The sequence below is a fragment of the uncultured Bradyrhizobium sp. genome (assembly GCF_936928535.1).
In the GTDB taxonomy this organism is placed as follows: Bacteria; Pseudomonadota; Alphaproteobacteria; order Rhizobiales; family Xanthobacteraceae; genus Bradyrhizobium.
Genome location: NZ_CAKZHY010000056.1, coordinates 25,563 through 46,966 on the forward strand (window position 1 = coordinate 25,563; position 21,404 = coordinate 46,966).

At 64.6% G+C, this 21,404-nt stretch carries 21 protein-coding genes; 9 read left to right on the forward strand and 12 right to left on the reverse strand.

Annotated features, from left to right (window positions below):
• Positions 1–34: 34 nt before the first annotated feature.
• Complete coding sequence (locus tag Q0687_RS07945) at positions 35–1,981, reverse strand: ABC transporter ATP-binding protein/permease (protein ID WP_298874193.1); 1,947 nt, start codon at positions 1,979–1,981, stop codon at positions 35–37.
• 201 nt (positions 1,982–2,182) lie between these two features.
• On the opposite strand from Q0687_RS07945, the gene Q0687_RS07950 reads away from it, so the two are divergent.
• The gene (locus Q0687_RS07950; RefSeq protein ID WP_298874195.1) at positions 2,183–2,788 is read left to right on the forward strand and encodes a TIGR00730 family Rossman fold protein; all 606 of its coding nucleotides are present in this window, start codon (positions 2,183–2,185) and stop codon (positions 2,786–2,788) included.
• On the opposite strand, the gene Q0687_RS07955 is transcribed toward Q0687_RS07950, so the two are convergent.
• The 4 genes from Q0687_RS07955 to cysS form a co-directional block, all read right to left on the reverse strand.
• Positions 2,789–3,166 carry a VOC family protein gene (locus tag Q0687_RS07955; RefSeq protein WP_298874197.1) on the reverse strand — a complete coding sequence of 126 codons (378 nt, stop codon included), beginning with the start codon at positions 3,164–3,166 and terminating at the stop codon, positions 2,789–2,791.
• Between the two features lie 169 nt (positions 3,167–3,335).
• Complete coding sequence (cimA, locus tag Q0687_RS07960) at positions 3,336–4,934, reverse strand: citramalate synthase (RefSeq protein ID WP_298874199.1); 1,599 nt, start codon at positions 4,932–4,934, stop codon at positions 3,336–3,338.
• Positions 4,931–5,422: a GNAT family N-acetyltransferase gene (locus Q0687_RS07965; protein WP_298874201.1), complete on the reverse strand. Its 492-nt coding sequence runs from the start codon at positions 5,420–5,422 to the stop codon at positions 4,931–4,933. Before Q0687_RS07965 ends, cimA begins: the two co-directional genes overlap by 4 nt.
• Before the next feature lie 115 nt (positions 5,423–5,537).
• Entirely contained in the window at positions 5,538–6,920 is a 1,383-nt protein-coding gene (gene cysS, locus Q0687_RS07970) for a cysteine--tRNA ligase (RefSeq protein WP_298874203.1), read from the reverse strand.
• A gap of 295 nt (positions 6,921–7,215) precedes the next feature.
• Here cysS and Q0687_RS07975 point away from each other — a divergent pair, with 295 nt between their 5' ends.
• Both Q0687_RS07975 and Q0687_RS07980 read left to right on the forward strand, forming a co-directional pair.
• On the forward strand, positions 7,216–7,521 hold the full coding sequence (locus tag Q0687_RS07975) for a hypothetical protein (RefSeq protein ID WP_298874205.1): 306 nt from the start codon (positions 7,216–7,218) through the stop codon (positions 7,519–7,521).
• A 142-nt stretch (positions 7,522–7,663) separates the two neighbouring features.
• Entirely contained in the window at positions 7,664–8,848 is a 1,185-nt protein-coding gene (locus tag Q0687_RS07980; RefSeq protein ID WP_298874208.1) for a DUF2865 domain-containing protein, read from the forward strand.
• Positions 8,849–9,011: 163 nt separating this feature from the next.
• Here Q0687_RS07980 and Q0687_RS07985 read toward each other — a convergent pair whose 3' ends face one another.
• Genes Q0687_RS07985 through Q0687_RS07995 form a run of 3 tightly spaced genes read right to left on the reverse strand, consistent with a single transcriptional unit; the run spans position 9,012 to position 12,532 of the window.
• The gene (locus Q0687_RS07985) at positions 9,012–10,769 is read right to left on the reverse strand and encodes an NAD+ synthase (protein ID WP_298874210.1); all 1,758 of its coding nucleotides are present in this window, start codon (positions 10,767–10,769) and stop codon (positions 9,012–9,014) included.
• A gap of 16 nt (positions 10,770–10,785) precedes the next feature.
• A complete protein-coding gene (locus tag Q0687_RS07990; RefSeq protein ID WP_298874213.1) occupies positions 10,786–11,139 on the reverse strand; it encodes a diacylglycerol kinase in 354 nt (117 codons plus the stop codon).
• Between the two features lie 4 nt (positions 11,140–11,143).
• Positions 11,144–12,532 carry a class II 3-deoxy-7-phosphoheptulonate synthase gene (locus Q0687_RS07995; RefSeq protein ID WP_298874215.1) on the reverse strand — a complete coding sequence of 463 codons (1,389 nt, stop codon included), beginning with the start codon at positions 12,530–12,532 and terminating at the stop codon, positions 11,144–11,146.
• A 182-nt stretch (positions 12,533–12,714) separates the two neighbouring features.
• Here Q0687_RS07995 and Q0687_RS08000 point away from each other — a divergent pair, with 182 nt between their 5' ends.
• Complete coding sequence (locus Q0687_RS08000) at positions 12,715–13,611, forward strand: alpha/beta fold hydrolase (RefSeq protein WP_298874217.1); 897 nt, start codon at positions 12,715–12,717, stop codon at positions 13,609–13,611.
• A 146-nt stretch (positions 13,612–13,757) separates the two neighbouring features.
• Positions 13,758–14,549, forward strand: coding sequence for a hypothetical protein (locus Q0687_RS08005; RefSeq protein WP_298874218.1), 792 nt, complete (start codon positions 13,758–13,760; stop codon positions 14,547–14,549).
• On the opposite strand, the gene Q0687_RS08010 is transcribed toward Q0687_RS08005, so the two are convergent.
• Entirely contained in the window at positions 14,546–14,809 is a 264-nt protein-coding gene (locus tag Q0687_RS08010; RefSeq protein ID WP_298874220.1) for a hypothetical protein, read from the reverse strand. The genes Q0687_RS08005 and Q0687_RS08010 overlap by 4 nt on opposite strands.
• Positions 14,810–14,995: 186 nt before the next feature.
• Positions 14,996–16,480, reverse strand: coding sequence for an aldehyde dehydrogenase family protein (locus tag Q0687_RS08015; protein ID WP_298874314.1), 1,485 nt, complete (start codon positions 16,478–16,480; stop codon positions 14,996–14,998).
• A gap of 113 nt (positions 16,481–16,593) precedes the next feature.
• On the opposite strand from Q0687_RS08015, the gene Q0687_RS08020 reads away from it, so the two are divergent.
• Together Q0687_RS08020 and Q0687_RS08025 are read left to right on the forward strand one after the other, a co-directional pair.
• Positions 16,594–17,676, forward strand: coding sequence for a substrate-binding domain-containing protein (locus Q0687_RS08020; RefSeq protein WP_298874222.1), 1,083 nt, complete (start codon positions 16,594–16,596; stop codon positions 17,674–17,676).
• Positions 17,677–17,746: 70 nt separating this feature from the next.
• On the forward strand, positions 17,747–18,121 hold the full coding sequence (locus Q0687_RS08025) for a winged helix-turn-helix domain-containing protein (RefSeq protein ID WP_298874224.1): 375 nt from the start codon (positions 17,747–17,749) through the stop codon (positions 18,119–18,121).
• Positions 18,122–18,195: 74 nt separating this feature from the next.
• Here the strand turns inward: Q0687_RS08025 and Q0687_RS08030 are convergent, their stop codons facing one another.
• Both Q0687_RS08030 and Q0687_RS08035 read right to left on the reverse strand, forming a co-directional pair.
• Complete coding sequence (locus Q0687_RS08030; RefSeq protein ID WP_298874226.1) at positions 18,196–18,573, reverse strand: hypothetical protein; 378 nt, start codon at positions 18,571–18,573, stop codon at positions 18,196–18,198.
• 107 nt (positions 18,574–18,680) lie between these two features.
• Positions 18,681–19,250 carry a hypothetical protein gene (locus Q0687_RS08035; RefSeq protein WP_298874228.1) on the reverse strand — a complete coding sequence of 190 codons (570 nt, stop codon included), beginning with the start codon at positions 19,248–19,250 and terminating at the stop codon, positions 18,681–18,683.
• Positions 19,251–19,410: 160 nt separating this feature from the next.
• On the opposite strand from Q0687_RS08035, the gene Q0687_RS08040 reads away from it, so the two are divergent.
• Positions 19,411–20,349 (forward strand): LysR family transcriptional regulator, encoded by a 939-nt coding sequence (locus Q0687_RS08040; protein ID WP_298874230.1) that lies wholly within the window; start codon positions 19,411–19,413, stop codon positions 20,347–20,349.
• Between the two features lie 103 nt (positions 20,350–20,452).
• Positions 20,453–21,400, forward strand: coding sequence for a helix-turn-helix domain-containing protein (locus tag Q0687_RS08045; RefSeq protein ID WP_298874232.1), 948 nt, complete (start codon positions 20,453–20,455; stop codon positions 21,398–21,400).
• Positions 21,401–21,404: the final 4 nt, after the last annotated feature.

Sequence of the window (21,404 nt, forward strand, 5' to 3'; positions counted from 1 at the left end):
CCTGTTTAGGCCAGAGTTGGGACCGGAGACAAGCTCACTCCGCGGCCGCCTGGGCCGTGAGGGCGTCCTCCACAGGCGGCGGCTCCCGGTTGGGCGCCTCGCCGCTGTCGGCCATACGGGCCAGTTTCTCGCGCGCGGCCTCGGCCTCGCGCTGCCTGTTCCACATGCTGGCGTAGAGACCGTCCTGCGCGAGCAGGCTGGCATGGGTGCCGCGCTCGGCGATGCGGCCCTGGTCCAGCACGATGATCTCGTCGGCGCCCACGATGGTCGAGAGCCGGTGCGCGATCACCAGCGAGGTGCGGTTCTTCGCAACGCGTTCGAGCGCGCCCTGGATCTCGTGCTCGGTGTGGGTGTCGAGCGCCGAGGTCGCCTCGTCAAGCACCAGGATCGGCGGCGCCTTCAACACGGTGCGCGCGATCGCGACGCGTTGCTTCTCGCCGCCTGACAATTTCAGGCCACGCTCGCCGACCTGGGTCTCGTAGCCCATCGGCGCCATGCGGATGAAACGGTCGATCTGTGCAAGGCTTGCCGCCTCCTCGACTTCGGCGTCGGTCGCATCCCAACGGCCGTAGCGGATGTTGTAGCGGATGGTATCGTTGAACAGCACCGTGTCCTGCGGCACCATGCCGATGGAGGCGCGCAAGCTCGACTGCGTCACCTCGCTGATGTCCTGGCCGTCGATCAGGATCTTTCCGCCGGAGACGTCGTAGAGGCGGAACAGCAGCCGCGAGATCGTCGACTTGCCGGCGCCGGAGGGGCCGACGATCGCCACCGTCTTGCCGGCCGGCACCTCGAAACTGATGCCTTTGAGGATCGGCCGCTTCGGCTCATAGGCAAAGCGCACGTCCTCGAAGCGCACTGTGCCCGCGGAAACGACCAGCGGCTGCGCACCCGGGACGTCGTTGATCTCGGCCTCGCGGTGGATCACGCTGAACATCTTCTCAATGTCGATGATCGCCTGCTTGATCTCGCGATAGACCATGCCCATGAAATTCAGGGGCTGGTAGAGCTGGATCATCATGGCGTTGACCAGCACGAAATCGCCGACCGTGTTGGTGCCGTTGCGCACGCCGATCGCGCACATCAGCATGGTGGCGGTCAGCCCGAGCGTGAAGATCACGGCCTGCCCCGTGTTGAGGACGGCGAGCGACGTATAGGCCTGGACGCTCGACTCCTCGTAGCGCGCGACCGAGCGGTCGTAGCGTTGCGCCTCGCGTGCCTCGGCACTGAAATACTTGACGGTCTCGTAATTGAGCAGCGAGTCGATCGCCTTGGTGTTCGCCTCTGTGTCGGAATCGTTCATCTTGCGACGGATGCCGATCCGCCACTCGGTCGCGACGTAGGTGTAGTACATGTAGACCGCCACCGTGATCAGCGTCGCGACCACGTAGCGCCAATCGAAGTGCCAGAGCAGCACCGCCATCAGCAGCGAGACCTCGACAATGGTCGGGATCAGCTGGAGAATCACCATGCGCACGATCACCTCGATGCCGGCGCGGCCGCGCTCGAGGACGCGCGTCAGGCCGCCGGTCTTGCGCTCGAGGTGAAAACGCAGCGAGAGCTCGTGCATATGGATGAAAGTGATGTTCGCGAGCTTGCGCACCGCATGCATGGCGACGCGCGCAAAGATGCCGTCGCGCCATTGCGTCAGCACCGCCATCACGATGCGCATGACGCCGTAGCTCGCCGTCAGCAGCAGCGGCGATGCAACCACCCAGAGGTGCCAGTTGCCGGCCTGCACCGGCGCAGTGTTGGCCCCGGTGAGCGCATCCGTGGCCCATTTGAAGCTGAACGGTACCGTCAGCGTGATCAGCTTGGCCGCGAGCAGCAGCACCATCGACCAGACCACCCGCATTTTCAGGTCGAAGCGGTCGCTCGGCCAGATATAGGGCCACAGATGCGCCAGCGTGCCGATCAGCGTGGCCCGCTCCAGCGGACCGGCTGCGGGCTCAGGCACGTCGGGCGAATGAGGTGGGCTCATGAAGAAACCTGGAGGGTCCGCCGGATGCGGGCGCGTTGCGATTAACTGTTTTCGCTCGTCATATAGAAGCTTCCGGGGCCAAGCGCACCCCGCCAGATGGCGAATCTTCGATTGTTTGTCGCCATTTACCGGTAGATTTCCGGGTAGTCCGAATCACCTGAAGGGCTTGACGGCCCTTCGCTGCAATGCATCATGGTGCCAATGAGCACGATCAAAACCGTCTGTGTCTATTGCGGCTCCGGTCCCGGAACCAATCCCCACTTCACCGAAGGCGCCAAGGCGTTCGGCAAGGCGCTCGCCGAGAACAACATCCGCCTGGTCTATGGCGGCGGCTCGCTGGGCCTGATGGGCTCGGTCGCAACCTCCGTGCTGGATCACGGCGGCACCGTCACCGGCATCATCCCCGAATTCCTGCGCAAGCGCGAGAACGCGCTGACCCGTGTACAGGAGATGATCGTCACCCCCGACATGCACGAGCGCAAGCGGTTGATGTTCGAGCGCTCCGACGCCTTCGTGGCGCTGCCGGGCGGCGTCGGCACGCTGGAGGAGCTGGTCGAGCAATTGACCTGGAAGCAGCTCGGCCGGCACGCCAAGCCGGTGTTGCTCGCCAACATCGACAATTTCTGGGAGCCGCTGTTCTCGCTGCTGTCGCATATGCGCCAGACCGAGTTCATCCGCGCCGGCCTTTCGGTCGACATCCTCAAGGCCGAACGGGTCGAGGATATTCTGCCGAAGCTGAGGTCAGCGGCGGCGCAGATCGCCGAGGCGGAAAAGCAGATGGCCCCGGACGTCGCGCGCAAGCTCTGATCATTCCGCTGGAAAAGTCACCGCCTCGATCCTGTTGCCATCGGGGTCGGTGACGAAAGCCGCGTAATAGCGAACGCGATCGTGCGGGCGGATGCCAGGTGCGCCGTCCGAGGCGCCGCCGCTCGCAAGCGCGGCGGCATGAAACGCATCGACTTCGCCGATCGTCTTCGCCCGCAAGCAGATGTGCACGCCGCTCGAAGGACCTACGCGCGGCATCCCCTCCCGCAGATTGATCCAGAATTCGGGATAGGCCTTGCCGAAACCGACCGTGCGCGGCCGCGTGACGAGGCGCGTGAGGCCGAGCGCGGCGAGCGTAGCCTCGTAGAATTTTACGGATCGCTCGAGCTCACTGACGCCGACGGAGATGTGGTCGATCATTCCCTTGCCCTCTCCTCCTCGTCATTGCGAGCGCAGCGAAGCAATCCAGAATCCCTCCGCGGAGACAGTCTGATTGCTTCGCGGAGCCTGTCATCGGGCCGCGCTGCGCGCGGGCCCGGAGGCTCGCAATGACGGTGTTTGTGGCACCGCCAGTGCCCCACGCCCTAGCCTACGCCGGCGCGCCCGATTTCACGAGCTTGTAGATCACCGAATCCATCAGCGCCTGGAACGAGGCGTCGATGATGTTCGGGGACACGCCGACGGTGGTCCAGCGATCGCCGTTCTCGTCCTCGCTCTCGATCAGCACGCGCGTCACCGCGCCGGTGCCGCCATTGAGGATACGAACGCGATAGTCGATCAGCGTCAGGCCCTCGATATATTTCTGGTACTTGCCGAGGTCCTTGCGCAAGGCAACGTCGAGTGCGTTGACGGGGCCGTTGCCTTCCGCGGCCGAGATCAGATGCTCGCCGGCGACATCGACCTTGACCACCGCGAGTGCCACAGTGACCCGCTCGCCGAGCGCGTTGTAGCGCTGCTCGACATTGACGTCGAACTGCTCGACCTCGAAATAATGCGGCACTTTGCCCAGTGTCCGGCGCGCCAAAAGATCGAACGAGGCATTGGCGGATTCATAGGCGTAGCCCTGGGCCTCGCGCTCCTTCAATTCCTCGACCAGCCGCGTCAGCTTCGGATCGCTCTTCTCATAGGCGATGCCGGCACGATCGAGCTCGGCCATGACGTTGGAGCGGCCGGCCTGGTCCGACACCAGCACCTTGCGATGGTTGCCGACCAGCTCCGGCAACACGTGCTCGTAAGTCTGCGGATCCTTCATCACGGCGGAGGCATGGATGCCTGTCTTGGTGACGAAGGCGCTCTCGCCGACATAGGCCGCATGGCGGTTCGGCACGCGATTGAGCATGTCATCGAGCGTGCGCGAAACCTTGACGAGGGTCGCCAGCTTCTCCGGTGTCACCGAAATCTCGAAGGCGTCGGAAAACTCCTTCTTCAATTTCAACGTCGGGATCAGCGAACAGAGATTGGCATTGCCGCAGCGCTCGCCAAGCCCGTTCAGCGTGCCCTGGATCTGCCGCGCACCGGCACGGACCGCGGCGAGCGAGTTCGCCACCGCCTGCTCGGTATCGTTATGGGCGTGGATGCCGACGTGATCGCCGGGGATGTGTTTTGTCACTTCAGTGACGATGGCTTCCACCTCGTTCGGCATGGTGCCGCCATTGGTGTCGCACAACACCACCCAGCGCGCACCGGCATCGAAGGCCGCCTTGGCGCAGGCGAGCGCAAAACCGGCATCTTCCTTGTAGCCGTCGAAGAAATGCTCGCAGTCGAGCATGACTTCTCGGCCGGCGGCCTTTGCGGCTGCGACGCTGTCACGGATCGAGGCGAGATTCTCTTCCTTCGTCGTCTCGAGCGCGACGCGCACCTGATAGGCGGACGACTTCGCGACGAAGCAGATCGCGTCCGCCTTGGCTTCCAAGAGGCCGGCGACACCGGGATCGTTGGAGACCGAGCGCCCTGCCCGCCGCGTCATGCCGAAGGCGGTGAAGCGCGCATGGTTGAGCTTCGGCTTGGCGCCAAAGAACTCCGTGTCGAGCGGATTGGCGCCGGGATAGCCGCCCTCGACATAGTCGATGCCGAGGTCGTCGAGCATCGCCGCGATGACCTGCTTGTCGGCCAGGGTGAAATCGACGCCGTTGGTCTGCGCGCCGTCGCGCAGCGTGGTGTCGAACAGATAAAGGCGCTCTTTACTCATTGCGGCGCTCCGAGCGTCTTTTTCATGGTGGTGTTGGCGAGCCATTCGTCATTGATGGTAACGCTGTTGCGCTGCTGGGCGGTGTAGCCGCGCTTGGCGAAGAAGTTCTGGGCGGTTTCGCTCGCGTCCACCGTGAGGGCCGCGGCGCCGCGACCGCCGGCGAGCTTCTCCAGCGCATCGACCAGCATGGTCGCGATACCCTGCCGCCCCACGGCCGGATGCACATAGAGCATGCGGATGTGATCGGCGCCGCGCAGCGAGGCGAAGCCGACCGGCGAGCCGTCCAGCGTCGCGATCAGCGTCAGGTCGGACGCGAGCCGCTTGCCGAACTCTTCGGTCTCGGCCGCCCCCATCCAGGCCTCCTGCTGCGCCTCGCTGTAGTCGTCCCCGGTCAGCTCCTGGATGCTGGCGACGAAGATCGCGGCCAGCATCGGCACGTCATCAGGCAGAAACGGCCGCAGACCGGGCTTGGGATGCGCCTGTGCCATCGTCTTCACCACATCCCGTAGAGTTTCAGCACGATCGCCACGGCGGCCCCGAGCAGCAGGATCTTCAGCGCGATGTAATAGAGCCAGTGCCGCGGAAACGGCGTATCGGGCCGCGTCATCGCACGATCTCCCAGGTTGTCCCGTCCTTGGAGTCCTTGATCGCGACGCCCATGGCGGCGAGCTGATCGCGGATGCGGTCGGACTCGGCGAAATCCTTGCGCGCCCGCGCCGCCGTCCGCTCCGAGATCAGGCGTTCGACCTCCTTGACGTCAACGCCGCTCGCCTGCTGCTTGCGATCCGTCCATTGCGCAGCGCTCTCGGAGAGGAAGCCGAGCAGCCGCAACGAGCCCGCAAGCGCGGGCACGTCACTGCCGCGCAGGCTGTGCAGCGCCGCGATCGCCAGCGGTGTGTTGAGATCGTCGAGCAGCGCGTCGACCACGGACGCAGCCGGCTTGCCGGATTCGACGTCGGCGGCGGTCCGATACCAGTCGTCAAGCGTCTTGCCACTCTCCTCCAGCGACTTCATGGTCCAGTCGATCGGCGAGGTGTAGTGCGTCTTCAGCATGTTGAGGCGCAGCACTTCACCCGGCCAGTCCTTGAGCAGTTCGTGGATCGTGATGAAGTTGCCGAGCGACTTCGACATCTTCTCACTCTCGACCTGCAGGAAGCCGTTGTGCATCCAGTAGTTCGCCATGCGCTGCTGGTGGAAGGCGCAGCAGGTCTGCGCCACCTCGTTCTCGTGATGTGGAAACACGAGATCGATGCCGCCGCCATGGACATCGAACTGCTCGCCGAGATGTTTCCAGGCCATGGCCGAGCACTCGATGTGCCAGCCCGGACGCCCCTCGGCCTTGATGCCGGCCGGCGAAGGCCAGGACGGTTCGCCGAGCTTGGACGGCTTCCACAGCACGAAGTCGGTCGAATCCTTCTTGTAGGGCGCCACGTCGACCCGCGCGCCGGCGATCATTTCGTCGAGTGAGCGCTTCGACAGCGCGCCATAGCGCGGCAGGTCCGAATTGGCCGCGTTCATCGCCTGCGGCGAGAACAGCACGTGGTCCTCCGCAACATAAGCAAAGCCGCCGGCAATCAGCCTTTCAATGATCTCGCGCATCTCGCCGATATGCTCGGTCGCACGCGGTTCGACGCTCGGGCGCAGCGCACCCAGCGCATCGACGTCGGCGTGAAACTGCTTGCCCGTGGCTTCCGTGACCTTGCGGATCGCCTCGTTCAGCGGCAGGCCGGGAAAGTCCCGGCCTGCGCGGTCGTTGATCTTGTCGTCAACGTCGGTGATGTTGCGGACGTATGTAACGTGGGCCTCGCCATAGAGATGGCGGAGCAACCGAAACAGCACGTCGAACACGATCACCGGCCGGGCGTTGCCGATATGGGCGAAGTCATAGACGGTCGGTCCGCAGACATACATGCGGACGTTGTTCGCATCGAGCGGCACGAAGGTGCGCTTCTCCCGGCTCAACGTATCGTAAAGACGCAATTCCATATGGACACCCGTCGGCTGTTGGCCGGGCGTCCAGTGCTCTCAATGTGTTTTGAGAAAAGACGGCTCCAGCCAGCGAATCGCTAGCTCGTAATCTCGCGGCAAATAATGCAGATGGCGAGGAGACCGTTCATGCCGGCCATATGGGCCACGAAGCCGGCTTTCGTCAAGAGAGCCACGGAAATGCCGCCTTATTTCCGCAAAGCGCGGCCGCCCCGCCCTGATGGTTCATCATCCTTAACCATTTGAGCCCATTCTGGAACCGGCAGTTCCTCCTTTTATGCCCCAAGGTGTTTTCATGCGAACCTTGCACGCGCTGATTTCTTGCGCCTCGATCCTTGCTGCATCCAGCGCCTGCGCTGAGACCCGCATCTTCATCATTGAAAACCAGGCCAACGGCTATGGCGTCGACCAGTGCCTGGCCAAGGGCGACAAGTGCGGCGCTCAGGTCGCCCGCACCTATTGCCAATCACGAGACTTTGCACAGGCATCAGCCTACCGCCGGGTCGATCCCGACGAAATTACCGGCTCTGTCCCCAAATCCGGCGCAAACTGCTCCCATGGCCATTGCGACGAATATGTCGCAATCACCTGCCAGCGCTGAATTCGCTCGGAACTGGCGGACCTTAGGACCCGTTTACGGCCCCTGAAACGACGTGACGATGCCGCGGGAAGCGGCTATTGGAGGGCGCGCGTCGTGCCCCCAATCGTATTGGAAAGTCACTTGGGGCCGTGACCTCGCTAGAATGGCGGATATGCCTGAACTTTTGTCCCTGTCCCGTCCCCGCTTCCTCCTTGCCTGCACCGTGCTTCTCGGCGTCGTGCTCGCCACTGATGCCTTCGCGCAGGCTGGCCCGCCGGGCGCGGCGCCGCCTCCGCCTGCTCAGGGCGGCCTCGGACCGAACCCGATGTGCGTGCGCCTGGAAGGCCAGCTCGCCGCGCTCGACCGCGGCGGCAGCAGCGATCCCGCGCGCGAGGACCAGATCCGCCGCTACCAGGATTCCCAGGCCAAGCAGCAGGCCGAACTCGACCGCGTCACCATGCAGGCCAAGCGCATGGGCTGCGACTCCACCGGCTTCTTCTCGCTGTTCAACGGCCAGTCCGCGCAATGCGGTCCGGTCAACACCCAGATCCAGCAGATGCGCGCCAATCTGGACCAGATCACTGGCAATCTCGAGCGCCTGCGCGGTGGCGGCCCGGGCGGCGGCAACCCCGAGCGCGACAGCCAGCGTCGCTCCGTGCTGGTCGCTCTCGCGCAGAACAATTGCGGCCCCCAATACGCCAATGCCGCGCAGTCGCAGGGCGGCAACTTCCTGAGCAATCTGTTCGGCGGCGGCAACAACCTGAATAATCCGCAACCTGTGCCGCCATCCGATCTCGGCCCGCAGTCCGGCACCTATCGCACCGTGTGCGTGCGCACCTGCGACGGCGCCTATTTCCCGATCTCGTTTGCGACCGTGCCGGCGCGCTTCCCCGACGACGAGAAGACCTGCAAGGCGCTGTGTCCGGCGGCCGAAGCCGTGCTCTATGCCCACCGCAATCCCGGCGAGGACATGAACTCCGCGGTCTCGATCAGCGGCCAGCCCTACACGTCGCTGCCGAACGCTTTCAAATTCCGCAGCGAGTTCAACCCGTCCTGCTCCTGCAAGGCGGCCGGCCAGAGCTGGGCCGACGCGCTGAAATCGGCCGACGACAAGGCGGCCGTCGAGCAGCAGGGTGACATCATCGTCACCGAGGAGAGCGCCAAGAAGATGCAGCAGCGCCAGCTCACCAGGGGCACGCCTGCGAATGGCAAGAAGGGCGCAGCTCCCGCGCCGACGACCGCCGCCGCGCCGGCTGCAGCGCCGCCTGCGGATGCGAACGCCGCGACCACATCGGAGAACAAGCCGATCCGCTCGGTCGGCCCGACCTTCCTGCCGCAGCAGAAGTAGGCTGCCACAAACTCAACTGTCATGCCCCGCGAAGGCGGGGCATCCAGTACTTCGGGGCAGAAGTTAGTTTTCACAATGTCCGCCGCGGCGTACTGGATCATCCGCCTTCGCGGATGATGACAGCGTCACAGGTGGCGAGACCACTTGCTCACCACGTCTCGCCTCACCCCTCGAACGCGTCGATTGACGCCTTGTTGCCGCGTGAGACCAGCGTCTCGTCCGGCACTGGCAGCTTCTCGCCCCGATCGCGGAAGCGATTGGTGATGGGATAGCGGCGGTCGCGGCCGAAATTCTTGCGCGTCACCTTGACGCCGGGCGCGGCTTGGCGGCGCTTGTATTCGGCGACGTTGAGCAGATGGTCGATCCGGGTCACCGTCTCGCGGTCGAAACCGGCGGCGATGATCTGGTCGAGCGGCTCCTCGCGTTCGACAAGACGCTCGAGGATCGCATCGAGCACGTCGTAGGGCGGCAGAGAATCCTGATCGGTCTGGTTCTCGCGCAGCTCCGCCGTCGGCGGGCGTGTGATGATGTCAGACGGGATCACCTCGCCCGTCGGTCCGAGCGCGCCGTCTGGTTTCCATGAATTGCGCAAGCTCGCGAGACGGAACACCTGCGTCTTGTAGATGTCCTTGATCGGATTGAAGCCGCCATTCATGTCGCCATAGAGCGTGGCATAGCCGACCGACATCTCCGACTTGTTGCCGGTCGTCACCACCATCAGCCCGGTCTTGTTGGAGATCGCCATCAGCAGCGTGCCGCGGGTGCGGGCCTGCAAGTTTTCCTCGGTGATGTCAGGCGGCAGGTTCTTGAAGAGGCCGGACAAGATGGTCTCGAAGCCGTTCACCGCTTCGGCGATCGGCAACACCTCGTAGCGGATGCCGAGATGGCCGGCGAGCTCGCCGGCATCGGCAATCGAGTGAGCCGCCGTGTAGCGATACGGCAGCATCACGCCATGCACCTGGTCGACCCCGAGCGCATCGACCGCGATCGCGGCACACAGCGCGGAGTCGATGCCGCCGGAAATGCCGAGCAGCACGCCGGGAAAGCCGTTCTTGCTGACATAGTCGCGCAAGCCGAGCACGCAGGCCGCGTAATCGGCGCGGTCGCCTTCGGGCTGCTCCGCGATCGGACCGGTGCAGCGCCAGTCGCCGCCGGTCCTGGTGAAACGCAATGTGGTGATGCTCTCCGCGAACGCAGGCAGTTGCGCCGCGAGCGAGAGATCGCCGTTGAGCGCGAACGAGGCGCCGTCGAACACGAGCTCGTCCTGGCCGCCGACCTGATTGAGATAGACCAGCGGCAAGCCGCTTTCGGTGACCCGCGCAACCGCCACCGACAGACGCACGTCGTTCTTGTCGCGGGCATAGGGCGAGCCGTTCGGCACCAGGATGATCTCGGCGCCGGTCTCGGCCAGCGTCTCGACCAAATTCTCGTAATCCTCGGACTCTTCCAACCAGATGTCCTCGCAAATCGGCACGCCGATCCGCACGCCGCGCACCGTGACGGGACCGGACGCGGGGCCGCGCGAAAACAGCCGCTTCTCGTCGAACACGCCGTAATTCGGCAGATTGCACTTGAAGCGCAGCGCCGCAATGCGCCCGCCATCGAGCAGCGCGCAGGCATTGTAGAGCTTGCCGTCCTCGACCCAGGGCGTGCCGATGAGCATGGCCGGACCGCCGTCGGCGGTCTCGCGCGCGAGCGCTTCGATCGCGGCGCGGCAGGCGGCCTGGAAGGCCGGCTTCTGCACCAGATCCTCCGGCGGATAGCCGGCGATGAACAATTCCGGAAACAGCACGAGATCGGCGCTGTCGGCGATGGCGCGCGAGCGTGCGACGCGAGCCTTCGCCGCGTTGCCCTCGATATCGCCCATGGTCGGATTGAGCTGGGCGAGCGTGACCGCGAATGCGTTGAGACGTTCGGTCATGGCCGCCGCCCTCGGGCTAGAGGAATCCCAATCGCTCGATGACGGCGATGATCCAGAATGCGCCGGCCATCAGCAGCGCGACGCCAACTGCGGCCGAGCCCATGTCCTTGACCCGGCCGATCTGCTTGTCGTGATCCATGGTCAGGCGATCGGCGAGCTTCTCGATCGCCGTGTTCAGCAGCTCGACGACCAGCACGAACGCAACCGCACACACCAGCTCGACTGCCCGCATCGCGGTGGCGGCGACGAACCACGCCACCGGCAGCGACAGGATCAGCGCAAAGACCTCCTCGCGGATGGCCTGCTCCGAACGGAACGCAAAGGCCATTCCGTTGCGGGAATTGATCGTCGCCTTCCAGATGCGCAGCAAGGTCTTAGAGCCCCGCCGCGGCCGGAATCGGCCGAACCTTGCCGGCGCGTTCCTGCTTCAGCAGTTCGGCGACCAGGAAGGCCATATCGATGGATTGCTCCGCATTGAGACGGGGATCGCACACCGTGTGATAGCGGTCGTTGAGATCCTCGTCGGTGATGGCGCGGGCGCCGCCGATGCACTCGGTGACGTCCTGGCCCGTCATCTCCAGATGCACGCCGCCGGCATGGGTGCCTTCGGCGGCGTGGATGGTGAAGAACGACTTCACCTCCGACAGCACGCGATCGAACGGCCGCGTCTTGTAGCCCGTGGTCGAGGTGATGGTGTTGCCGTGCATCGGATCGCACGACCAGACCACCACCCTGCCCTCGCGCTTCACCGCGCGGATCAGGCCCGGCAGATGATCGGCGACCTTGTCGGAGCCGAAGCGGTTGATCAGCGTCAGCCGGCCGGGCTCGTTGTCGGGATTGAGCACGTCGATCAGCTTCAACAGCTCGTCGGGCTTCAGCGACGGGCCGCACTTCAACCCGATCGGGTTCTTGATGCCGCGGAAATATTCGACATGGCCATGATCGAGCTGGCGGGTACGGTCGCCGATCCAGATCATGTGGCCCGAGGTCGCATACCAGTCGCCGGTCGTGGAATCGACGCGGGTCATGGCCTGCTCGTAGCCGAGCAGCAGCGCCTCATGGCTGGTGTAGAAATCGGTGGCGCGCAGCTCCGGATGGCTTTCGAGATCGAGGCCGCAGGCGCGCATGAAGTTGAGCGCGTCCGAGATGCGGTCGGCCAGCTCCTTGTAGCGGCGGGACTGCGGTGAATCCTTCAGGAAGCCGAGCATCCACTCGTGCACGCTGCCGAGATTGGCGTAGCCGCCGGTCGCGAACGCGCGGAGCAGGTTCAGCGTCGCGGCCGACTGGCGATAGGCCATCAATTGGCGCTGCGGATCCGGTATGCGCGCTTCCTTGGTGAAGGCGATGTCGTTGACGATGTCGCCGCGATAGCTCGGCAGCTCGACGCCACCAACCTTCTCGGTCGGCGATGAGCGCGGCTTGGCGAACTGGCCGGCGATGCGACCGACCTTCACCACCGGCACGGCGCCGGCATAGGTCAGCACGACAGCCATCTGCAGCAGCACGCGGAAGAAATCGCGGATGTTGTTGGCGCCATGCTCGGCAAAGCTCTCGGCGCAATCGCCGCCCTGCAGCAGGAAGGCGTCACCGGCCGCAACGCGAGCCAGTGCCTTCTTCAGGTTGCGCGCCTCGCCGGCGAAGACCAGCGGCGGAAAGGTTGCAAGCTGCGCCTCGACGTCGGCCAAAGCCTTGGCGTCGGGATAATCGGGCACCTGTAGCACCGGCTTGCTGCGCCAGGACTCGGGCGTCCACCGCTCGGACATCGCAATCTCTCCGTGAAGCGAAAAGTGCAACCTGATCTGTGGGTTGCGAGGGCCGCCTTATACACAGGCTGGCACGACACCGCCAGTTGTAAATCCATTTCGCAAGGCAAACCCTTGCGGGCAAAGCCGAATTCGCATTTGCTAGGGGGCGGCAGAGCAAACCCGGCAAGACAGCATCCACCATGGACGCGCCACTGGACGACGCTTTCATCGACGAGATCAGCTTCCCGGCGACCGACGGGTATGCGCTATCAGGCACGCTGTTCCTGCCGCGCGGCGCCAAGCGCCAAGCCGTCCTGATCAATTCGGCGACCGCCGTCCCGCGCAAGATCTACAAGGGCTTCGCCTCCTACCTCGCCCATCGCGGCTGCGCGGTGCTCACTTATGATTATCGCGGCATCGGCGACTCCCGCCTGCCGGCGATGGTCGGCTACAACCAGCCGAAATCGCTGGTCGGCTTCAAGGCCTCGATGTCGGACTGGGCCGCGCTTGATGTCACCGCGGCAGTGCGCTGGATGCGCGAGCGCTATCATGGCCTGCCGCTCGCCTACATCGGCCATTCCTTCGGAGGTCAGGCGCTCGGGCTGATCGAGAACAACAGCGAGATTTCGCGCGCGGCGTTCGTGGCCTCGCAGGCCGCGACCTGGCGACTGATGACCTCGCCGGAAAGATATCGCGTCTTCGCCTTCATGAATTTCGTCGGCGTGCCGCTGGTCCACGCACTCGGCTACGCGCCAGGCTGGGTCGGCATCGGCGAGGATTTGCCCAAGGGCGTGTTCCTGCAATGGGCCGATTGGGTTTCGAGCCCGCGCTATCTGTTCGATTCAAAATTGCCGGCGCTGGAGAACTTTGCCAGGTTCAAAGGCGAGCTGCGCGCGCTCTGCTTCTCCGACGATCCCTGGGCAACGCGACCAGCCGTCGAGCTGCTCGCGTCGGGCTTCAGCGGCATCAAGCCGGAGGTGCTGACCGTCAACCCGTCTGATGTCGGCGCCAAGGCGATCGGCCATTTCGGCTTCTTCCGCCCCGAACACCGCGACACGCTGTGGCGCGGGGTTGCGGAATGGATCCAGGGGGAGTGAGCGTCACGCCTTGTTGAAGGGAGCCGCCACCTTCCCGTCACCAATCACGGTGAAACTGATGTCCACCGTCGCCGTATGTCAGCCGTCACATCGTCGGCAACACGATTGATCGCGTTCGCCGCATGTCGGACGCGGCGAGGAGTTTCATGCAAGATCCCACCAAGAGCGGCATTCTCAGCGAGAGCAAGGTCCCCGAAGTCACGCTCGGCTTCTGGATCATCAAGATCGCGGCGACCACGCTGGGCGAGACCGGCGGCGACACCGTCACCATGACGCTCAACTGGGGCTACTTTGCGGGCACGTGCCTGTTCCTGGCGGCGATGATCGTCCTGGTCGCCGCGCAAATCCGCGCAAGCAGATTCCACCCGGCGCTGTACTGGGCGACGATCGTGGCTTCGACCACCTTCGGCACAACCATGGCCGACTTTGCCGACCGCTCGCTCGGCATCGGCTACACCGGCGGCGCAACGCTGTTGCTCGCTTGTCTCGTGCTGGTGCTCGGCCTCTGGTATCGCTCGGAGGGAACGATCTCGGTCAATAGCGTCAGCACGCCGCGCGTCGAAGCCTTTTATTGGGGCGCGATCACCTTCTCGCAGACGCTGGGCACCGCGCTCGGCGACTGGATCGCCGACACCGGCGATATGGGTTATCGCGGCGGCGCATTGATCTTCGCCGCGGCGCTTGCCGTCGTTGCAGGGTTCTACTTCTGGACCCGCGTTTCTCGCGTGACCCTGTTCTGGGCCGCCTTCATCCTGACGCGTCCGCTGGGCGCAACGGTCGGCGATTTCCTCGACAAGCCGCTCGATCATGGCGGACTAGCCTTGAGCCGGCCGCTGGCGTCCGCCGTGATCGCGGCATTCATGGTGGTTTGCCTGCTGCTGATCCCGCAACGCGCGGGACAGCATCCGGGCGAGAACCAGGCAGCCGAGCGCGCCTAGCGGATAATCGTCGTCAGCGACGAGTAGCGCTTGTTCGGCTTGGCTTCAGCCGCCGAGAACTGCGCAAATGCGTCGCTGACCCTGGTCGCCGGCGGCGTGTCGCCCTTGAAGCGGAATTCCTGCGGCTTCGGCGCGTAGAAGCTGGCGCTGTAATAGGAATCGTCGAAGCGCGCCTCGCCGACCCCGAACCATGCGTCGCACGCAAACAGGAGCGCATAGACCCCCACGACTGCAGCGACGACCTCCTTGAGAACTGACATGTTGATGCCCTGCCCTTTTGCGGCAGAATGCAGGTCGGTTCCAAAACTCTGGTTTAAGCTGCCGCGCTTCTTCTCTGCAGGGTTTGCCGCACCTGAGCGGACTCCAGACAATTTTATCGATCTCAAAAAGAGCCCGCCTGATCGGGCGGATCAGGCGGGCTCCAGGGTTTGGCCGCTCGGGAGGTATCAGACGGCCAAGTTCATCCAGAGGGCCTTGGGCTCGGTGAAATTGTCGAGCGCGGCGGTGCCGTGCTCACGGCCGAGGCCGGAATCGCGCTCGCCGCCCCAAGGCAGCCGCACGTCGGTATAGCCATAGGTGTTCATCCAGACCGTGCCGGCCCGCGCCCGCTTGACGAAGCGCTGCAGCTTGCCGACATCGCGGCTCCAGACGCCGGCGGCAAGGCTGTAGGCCGTGCCGTTAGCGATCCGTAAAGCATCGGCCTCGTCGGTGAACTTGATGACGCTGACGACCGGCCCGAAGATTTCCTCCTGCGAAATCCGCATCTCGTGCGCAACGTCGGCGAACACGGTCGGGCTGATGAAATAACCGCGCTCGCTGACCCTCTCGCCACCGGTGACGAGCCTTGCCCCTTCCTTCTGGCCGATCTCGACATAGTCGAGAATCGACTTCATCTGCTTCTCGGAAATGACGGGCCCGAGCGCGGTCTTGCGATCGAGCGGATCGCCGATCCTGATCGACTTCGCGCGCGCGGCGAGGCGCTCGACGACCTCGTCATAGGCCTTTGCCTGCACCAGCACGCGCGAGCCGGCCGAGCAGACCTGGCCCGCATTGAAGAAGATGCCGGAGGCCGCAGCCTTGCTGGCGGCTTCAAGATCGGCGTCATCAAAGATGACGTTGGCCGACTTGCCGCCAAGCTCGAGCGAGACGCGTTTGAAGTTGCTCGCCGCGCCCTTCATGATTCCGCGCCCCACACCCGGCGACCCCGTGAAGGTGACCTTGTCTACGTCCGGGTGGTTGACCAGCGCGTCGCCGACGACACGACCCGGCCCCGTGACGACATTGAAGACACCCGCCGGCAGGCCGGCTTCGAGCGCGAGCTCGGCGATGCGCAGCGCCGACAGCGAGGTCAGCTCGGCCGGCTTCATCACGATGGTGCAGCCGCAGGCGAGCGCCGGGGCGAGCTTCCACATGCCGATCATCAACGGGAAATTCCACGGCACGATCGCCGCGACCACGCCGACCGGCTCGCGCATGGTGTAGGTCAGGGCATCGTCGCGCACCGGCACGACATCGCCGGTGATCTTGTCGGCCCAGCCGGCATAGTAGGTCAGCGTGTCCAGAGCGGCCGGAAAGTCCTGGCGCGTCGTCGCTGAGATCGGCTTGCCGGCATCGATCGATTCCAGCTCGATGATCTCATCGGCGTTGCGCTTGAGCAGCTCCGCCCAGCGCATCAATATCTGGCCGCGCTCGGAGGCGCGCATCGTGCGCCACGGACCTTCGAAGGCGCGGCGGGCCGCGGCCACGGCGATCTCGACATCAGCCTCGCCGCCCTCGGCGATGGTGGCGATGACCTGCCCGGTCGCAGGATTGAGGGACTTGAAGGTGCGGCCGGAACTCGCGGGCACGCGGCGCCCGTCAATAAGCAGATGCTGCGGCCGGGCCATGAACTCAGTGGCCGGCGAACACACAAAGTCATATGCAACAGACATCATATTTCCTCCTGATCTGGTATGCCAGATTAGGCACGTAGGTAGCCGAGTAAATATGATATGGTTTGCCGATGGCCGCTCTGCATATGAAGCGAAGTTCATAAGGATCTGCGATGCTTCAGGTTGAGATCGAGGCCGTCTGGCGATTTCGCCGCGAGGGCAATCCGCGCACTGCGGTCGTCATGCTCAACGTACTCAACGAAATCAGGAAGACCGGGAAGATCACGAGCGCGGCCAGCGATGCCCACCTCTCTTACCGGCATGTCTGGAATCTGATCGAGCAATGGTCGGAGTTCTTCGGAACGCCACTGGTGGAAACCCAGCGCGGCAAGGGCTCGAAGCTGACGCCGTTCGGCGAGCGGCTGGTGTGGGCGGGCGAGCGCATGCAGGCGCGGCTCGGACCGCAGCTGGAAAACCTCGCGCAGGAGCTTGCAAGCGAGATCAAGCCGTTCCTGGAGCAGCGCCCCTCCGTGATCCGCGTCCACGCCAGCCACGGCTTTGCGGTGGCAAAGCTGCGCGAATTCCTCGACCGCGAGCCCGGCATCGGCGTCGACCTGCGCTATGTCAGCAACCAGCACTCGCTGGTGTCGCTGGCGCAGGGCGCTTGCGACCTCTCCGGCCTGCATCTGCCGCACGGCGCGCTGCGCGCCCAGGGCATCAAGGCCGCGCGCGAGTGGCTCGACCCGCGCGAGGATCGCATCATCAGCTTTGTGACGCGCGAGATGGGCCTGATGGTCGCACGCGGCAATCCGCTGCGCATTGCCTCACTCCATGACCTCACCAAGCCAAACGCCCGCTTCGTCAACCGCGATCACGATTCCGGCACGCGCCTGCTGTTCGATCAATTGCTCACCGCCCACGGCATCGACGAGAGCAAGATCAACGGCGCCCAGCAGATCGAATTCACCCACGCCGCGGTTGCGGCCTATGTCGCAAGCGGCATGGCCGATGTCTGCTTCGGCGTCGAGGCGGCCGCCCGCCAGTTCGGCCTCGACTTCATCCGCATCCTCACCGAGGATTATTTCTTCGTCTGCAAGCGCGCCTTCCTCGAGACCGAGCCGATGCGGCGCATCCTCGACATCATCCGCAGCCACGATTTCCGCGCGGCTATCGCCACCCTGCCCGGCTACACCGCATCCGACACCGGCGAAGTGACAGGCGTGAAGGCATTCCTGGAGTTGCACGCCGTACGGTGATGCGGATGCCGCCTTGTTCGCGACGGGCAAGAATGGCAATCTCGGTTTAGAGTCATTCAAGAGAGCCATCATGTCGCGCGCAAGCGCCAGATCGTTGCCCCAGCTCAGCCTTCGCATCGACATCGACAGCGAGGATCGGATCGGGCCGGGCAAGATCGAGCTGCTGGAGCAGATCCGCGATCAAGGCTCGATTTCGGCGGCCGGCCGTGCCATGGACATGTCGTACAAGCGCGCCTGGGATCTCGTCGACGAGATCAACCGCATCTGCGGACATCCCGCGGTCGAGCCTCAGGCCGGCGGCAAGAACGGCGGCGGCGCGATGCTCACCCCGTTCGGCGAAAAGCTCGTGGCGCGATACCGCAAGATCGAGCGCGACGCCGCACGCGCCGTGCACAAGGATCTTGAAGCGCTGAGGAGCGACATCGCCCGTTCCCGCAAGTCGTGACCGGAAGGGCGATACCTTAGCTGCGCGCGCTCGCGAGCAGACTGGCGGAGCAGTTGTTCTCGAGTCAGCAAGCTCTAGTTCGGCCGCGCCGTCATCTCAGGCATCGGCTGGGTCAGCGCCTCGCCGAGCAGGCTTTGCTCGTCCTTCGGGATTGAAAAGCGAACCTTGAAGCCGTCCTCGGTTTCCAGCGTGATGATGCGCTGGGTCGTATCGGTCGACTGTTCCAGCACCCATGAGGCCAGCGGATAGGCGTAGCGCAGGCTGTGGTCGCCGTAGCGGGCCTTGAGCGCGGCCTCGAGCAATCCCGGCAGCGTCATGATGAGCGCGCCGACCTGGTTGAGCGAGATGCTGACCGCGGCGGGATTGCCTGTCGCATCCTCGAAGCCCAGCGAGATCGCACCGCCGTCCTCGGCGACTTCGCAAGTCGTCAGTGACTTGACTTTGATCTCCATCGCAAATCCTCGCGCGTTCCACGCTATATTCGCGAATATATAGCGTGAGTGCCGAGATGGTCCAGTCGTGTTTTCTGGAACTTCTCGAACGATCGTCGCGCGTTCGGTCAGAACACCGGCTCGTCTCTCAGCGCGGCGATCACCTGCTCGCCTTGCGCCGTCAGGCGGTAGCTGACCAGCGGGCGGCTCGATGGCGGCTTGCGGTCGATCTCGACGATGTAGCCGCGCACCATCAGCGCTTCGAAGCTGCCGTAGTAGCCGTACATGCTGATCTGGCTCTGCCTGAGCAGCTTGAACTCGCGCAGCAGTCGGATCTCGTTGCCCGAAAGCAGCGAGCGGCGGACGCGCTGCACGAAGCTCGCGCGCTGCTCGAACCAGGCCGCATCGGGCAGCTCTCGCGAAGACGGGACGGCGTCGCGATCGCACGGACGCGCCTCGACATTGGCTTTCACTGCCGGGGGTGACGGCAGGCTGCTGCCGACCGCGTCCCGGGCAACGTCGAGCAGCGCGATCGGCCAGCGCCGCTTGTTGTCGACCATGACAGGCGCCGGCACGACATTGTCGCGCACCAGCTGCTCGAAGCGGCCGGCGGTCACGCCGACATAGGCAGCCGCGCGGCGGCGGTCGACCAGACGGGCATCCCCGTGCTCCAGCTCGCAAGCGATCGTCTCGTTCACCCCAAATCCCCCTGCCGCATCGTTGCGGGCACGTTGCCGCGCGGGCCCGAGGGCCCGTCGGCAGATGACACTAGGGTGAAAACAGTGCTCTCAAAAGGCAGAGATTTTCGCACATGTTGCTGCCGTTTCGGCAACAGCTATAGTGGTCGCCGGGGGTCCCATGCGCTTTCATTCACCGGCCATCCAGTACTTTCACGCCGTCCGCCGCACCGGCTCGATCCGAGCCGCGGCGCGTCTTTTGAACGTCGCCTCGTCAGCCGTTAGCCGCCAAATTCTCAAACTTGAACAAGAGGTTGGATCACCCTTATTCGAGCGAACCGCCCGTGGCCTGACGCTGACGACAGTCGGCGAGATGCTGGCCCGCCACGTCATGAACGTGCTGCAGGACCTCGATCGCTTCCGCTCCGACGTGGCATCACTATCAGGCGCCTGGCGCGGCACGATCAGCATCGCCTGTATCGAGTCCCTCACGGAATCGGTGTTGCCGGATTTGATCGCCTCGCATCGCAGCCGGGCCCGGCGCGTCAGCTTCACCACCGAGGTGATGGGATCGTCCGACGTGCTCGAAGCCCTGCGCCGGGGCGAGGCCGACATCGGCATCGCCATCGCGCTCAGGCATCCGCCCGACCTGCGCCAGGTCGCATTGAAGCGGTTCCGCCTCGGCGCGCTGGTCGCCCGCGAGCATCCGCTGGCACGCCGCAAGACCGTGACGCTGGAGCAATGTCTCGCCTTCCCCGTCATTCAGGCGCTGCCGGAGCTGTCGATCTATCATTTGCTGCAGCCATTGATCGCGCAGCTTTCCGAGACGCCGGAACCGGCGATCCAGGCCAACTCGATCGATTTGATGCGCGAGCTCGCCGCGCGCGGCGTCGGCGTCGCCTTCCAGACCCAGCTCGGCATTATCAGGCTGTCACGCGACAGCCAGCTCGTGTTCCTGCCGCTCGACAATGCCGGAAGCCCGGTGTGGTCGGATCTCGGCATCTATGTTCGCGCCGAGCGCACCCTGCCCGCCTTCACGGACGCATTTCTTCAGGAGCTGGTGCGCGAACTGGGCGAGCGTGAGCGGCGCGAGAATGCCGCCTATGCGCAAATCGCCTGATAAAGCGCCGCAGTAGTTTTCCGGAATAGGGCCGAGGACCGGCTACCTGATACCTTCCGCCGGTGCTATTCTTGCTTCTCCTGGCACCGCTCGGTATCCAGACATGCCGGTACGTCAGCTCACAGCTTCGCGCATCCTTCGCATCGAGCGCTTCTCGGACTTCGACGCGTTTCGCGCCAATGACGTGCTCGGTCTCGGCGTCAGCACGCCGCTCCGTCCGAAAGACGTCTCGCTGACGCGCGCCATCCTGCCGCTGCAGGACGGACTGTTCGTGCTGCAGCGTGCCTTCGCTCGCCGCCTGGAGGCCGAGGTCGGCACCGACCAGGGCATCGGCCTCACGGTGCCGTTCTCGTTTCACTCGATCACCAACGGCAGTGAGATCGACAGCTCCATGGTCAACGTCGTGCGCGGCAAGGTCCCGATCGATTCCCTCGCGCATGGCACCAACACGTACTTGATGATGCGCTTCAACTCGGAGATGCGCCATCGCGGCTGGGCTGATTACACCAGCGGGCTTACCTACTACCGCCCGCACGACGCGGCGATGGCACGCTTGCGCACCGCGATCACGAGCATGTTCAGCCTGGCCTCCAGCCTCGACGACCCCAGGGAGTTCGCATTGCTCAACCGGCCGATCCAGGAGACGCTGCTCGCCTGCCTCGACGACACGCTGGTGCCGACCGACAGTCTCCGTGCACGAGCAGGATCGTTCGACAAGCACCGCAAGCTGATCGCGCAGCTCGACGAAGTGGCGGCGATGTTCGGCAGCCGCCCGCTCTACAGCGAAGACCTCGCCGCCGCCCTCAACATCTCGGTGCGCACGCTCCAGACCGCGACGCATGCGGTGCACGGCGTGAGCTTGCATCATTATCTGCGGCTCAAGCGGCTGTGGTCCACCCGCATTCAACTCATGTCCGGCCTTTCCGGCTTGAGCGTCAAGGCCGCAGCGCTAGGCAACGGCTTCTGGCACCTCGGCGACTTCTCCCGCGGCTACCGGCTGGCGTTCGGAGAGATGCCCTCCGAGACACTGGCGCGGAGCCGGCGTCTCTGATCAG

Bases quoted from the DNA above. Each gene is read 5' to 3' on its own strand.
- Q0687_RS07945 (WP_298874193.1), bottom strand. From the start codon at position 1,981: ATGAGCCCACCTCATTCGCCCGACGTGCCTGAGCCCGCAGCCGGTCCG.
- Q0687_RS07950 (WP_298874195.1), top strand. From the start codon at position 2,183: ATGAGCACGATCAAAACCGTCTGTGTCTATTGCGGCTCCGGTCCCGGA.
- Q0687_RS07955 (WP_298874197.1), bottom strand. From the start codon at position 3,166: ATGATCGACCACATCTCCGTCGGCGTCAGTGAGCTCGAGCGATCCGTA.
- cimA (WP_298874199.1), bottom strand. From the start codon at position 4,934: ATGAGTAAAGAGCGCCTTTATCTGTTCGACACCACGCTGCGCGACGGC.
- Q0687_RS07965 (WP_298874201.1), bottom strand. From the start codon at position 5,422: ATGGCACAGGCGCATCCCAAGCCCGGTCTGCGGCCGTTTCTGCCTGAT.
- cysS (WP_298874203.1), bottom strand. From the start codon at position 6,920: ATGGAATTGCGTCTTTACGATACGTTGAGCCGGGAGAAGCGCACCTTC.
- Q0687_RS07975 (WP_298874205.1), top strand. From the start codon at position 7,216: ATGCGAACCTTGCACGCGCTGATTTCTTGCGCCTCGATCCTTGCTGCA.
- Q0687_RS07980 (WP_298874208.1), top strand. From the start codon at position 7,664: ATGGCGGATATGCCTGAACTTTTGTCCCTGTCCCGTCCCCGCTTCCTC.
- Q0687_RS07985 (WP_298874210.1), bottom strand. From the start codon at position 10,769: ATGACCGAACGTCTCAACGCATTCGCGGTCACGCTCGCCCAGCTCAAT.
- Q0687_RS07995 (WP_298874215.1), bottom strand. From the start codon at position 12,532: ATGTCCGAGCGGTGGACGCCCGAGTCCTGGCGCAGCAAGCCGGTGCTA.
- Q0687_RS08000 (WP_298874217.1), top strand. From the start codon at position 12,715: ATGGACGCGCCACTGGACGACGCTTTCATCGACGAGATCAGCTTCCCG.
- Q0687_RS08005 (WP_298874218.1), top strand. From the start codon at position 13,758: ATGCAAGATCCCACCAAGAGCGGCATTCTCAGCGAGAGCAAGGTCCCC.
- Q0687_RS08010 (WP_298874220.1), bottom strand. From the start codon at position 14,809: ATGTCAGTTCTCAAGGAGGTCGTCGCTGCAGTCGTGGGGGTCTATGCG.
- Q0687_RS08015 (WP_298874314.1), bottom strand. From the start codon at position 16,480: ATGTCTGTTGCATATGACTTTGTGTGTTCGCCGGCCACTGAGTTCATG.
- Q0687_RS08020 (WP_298874222.1), top strand. From the start codon at position 16,594: ATGCTTCAGGTTGAGATCGAGGCCGTCTGGCGATTTCGCCGCGAGGGC.
- Q0687_RS08025 (WP_298874224.1), top strand. From the start codon at position 17,747: ATGTCGCGCGCAAGCGCCAGATCGTTGCCCCAGCTCAGCCTTCGCATC.
- Q0687_RS08030 (WP_298874226.1), bottom strand. From the start codon at position 18,573: ATGGAGATCAAAGTCAAGTCACTGACGACTTGCGAAGTCGCCGAGGAC.
- Q0687_RS08040 (WP_298874230.1), top strand. From the start codon at position 19,411: ATGCGCTTTCATTCACCGGCCATCCAGTACTTTCACGCCGTCCGCCGC.
- Q0687_RS08045 (WP_298874232.1), top strand. From the start codon at position 20,453: ATGCCGGTACGTCAGCTCACAGCTTCGCGCATCCTTCGCATCGAGCGC.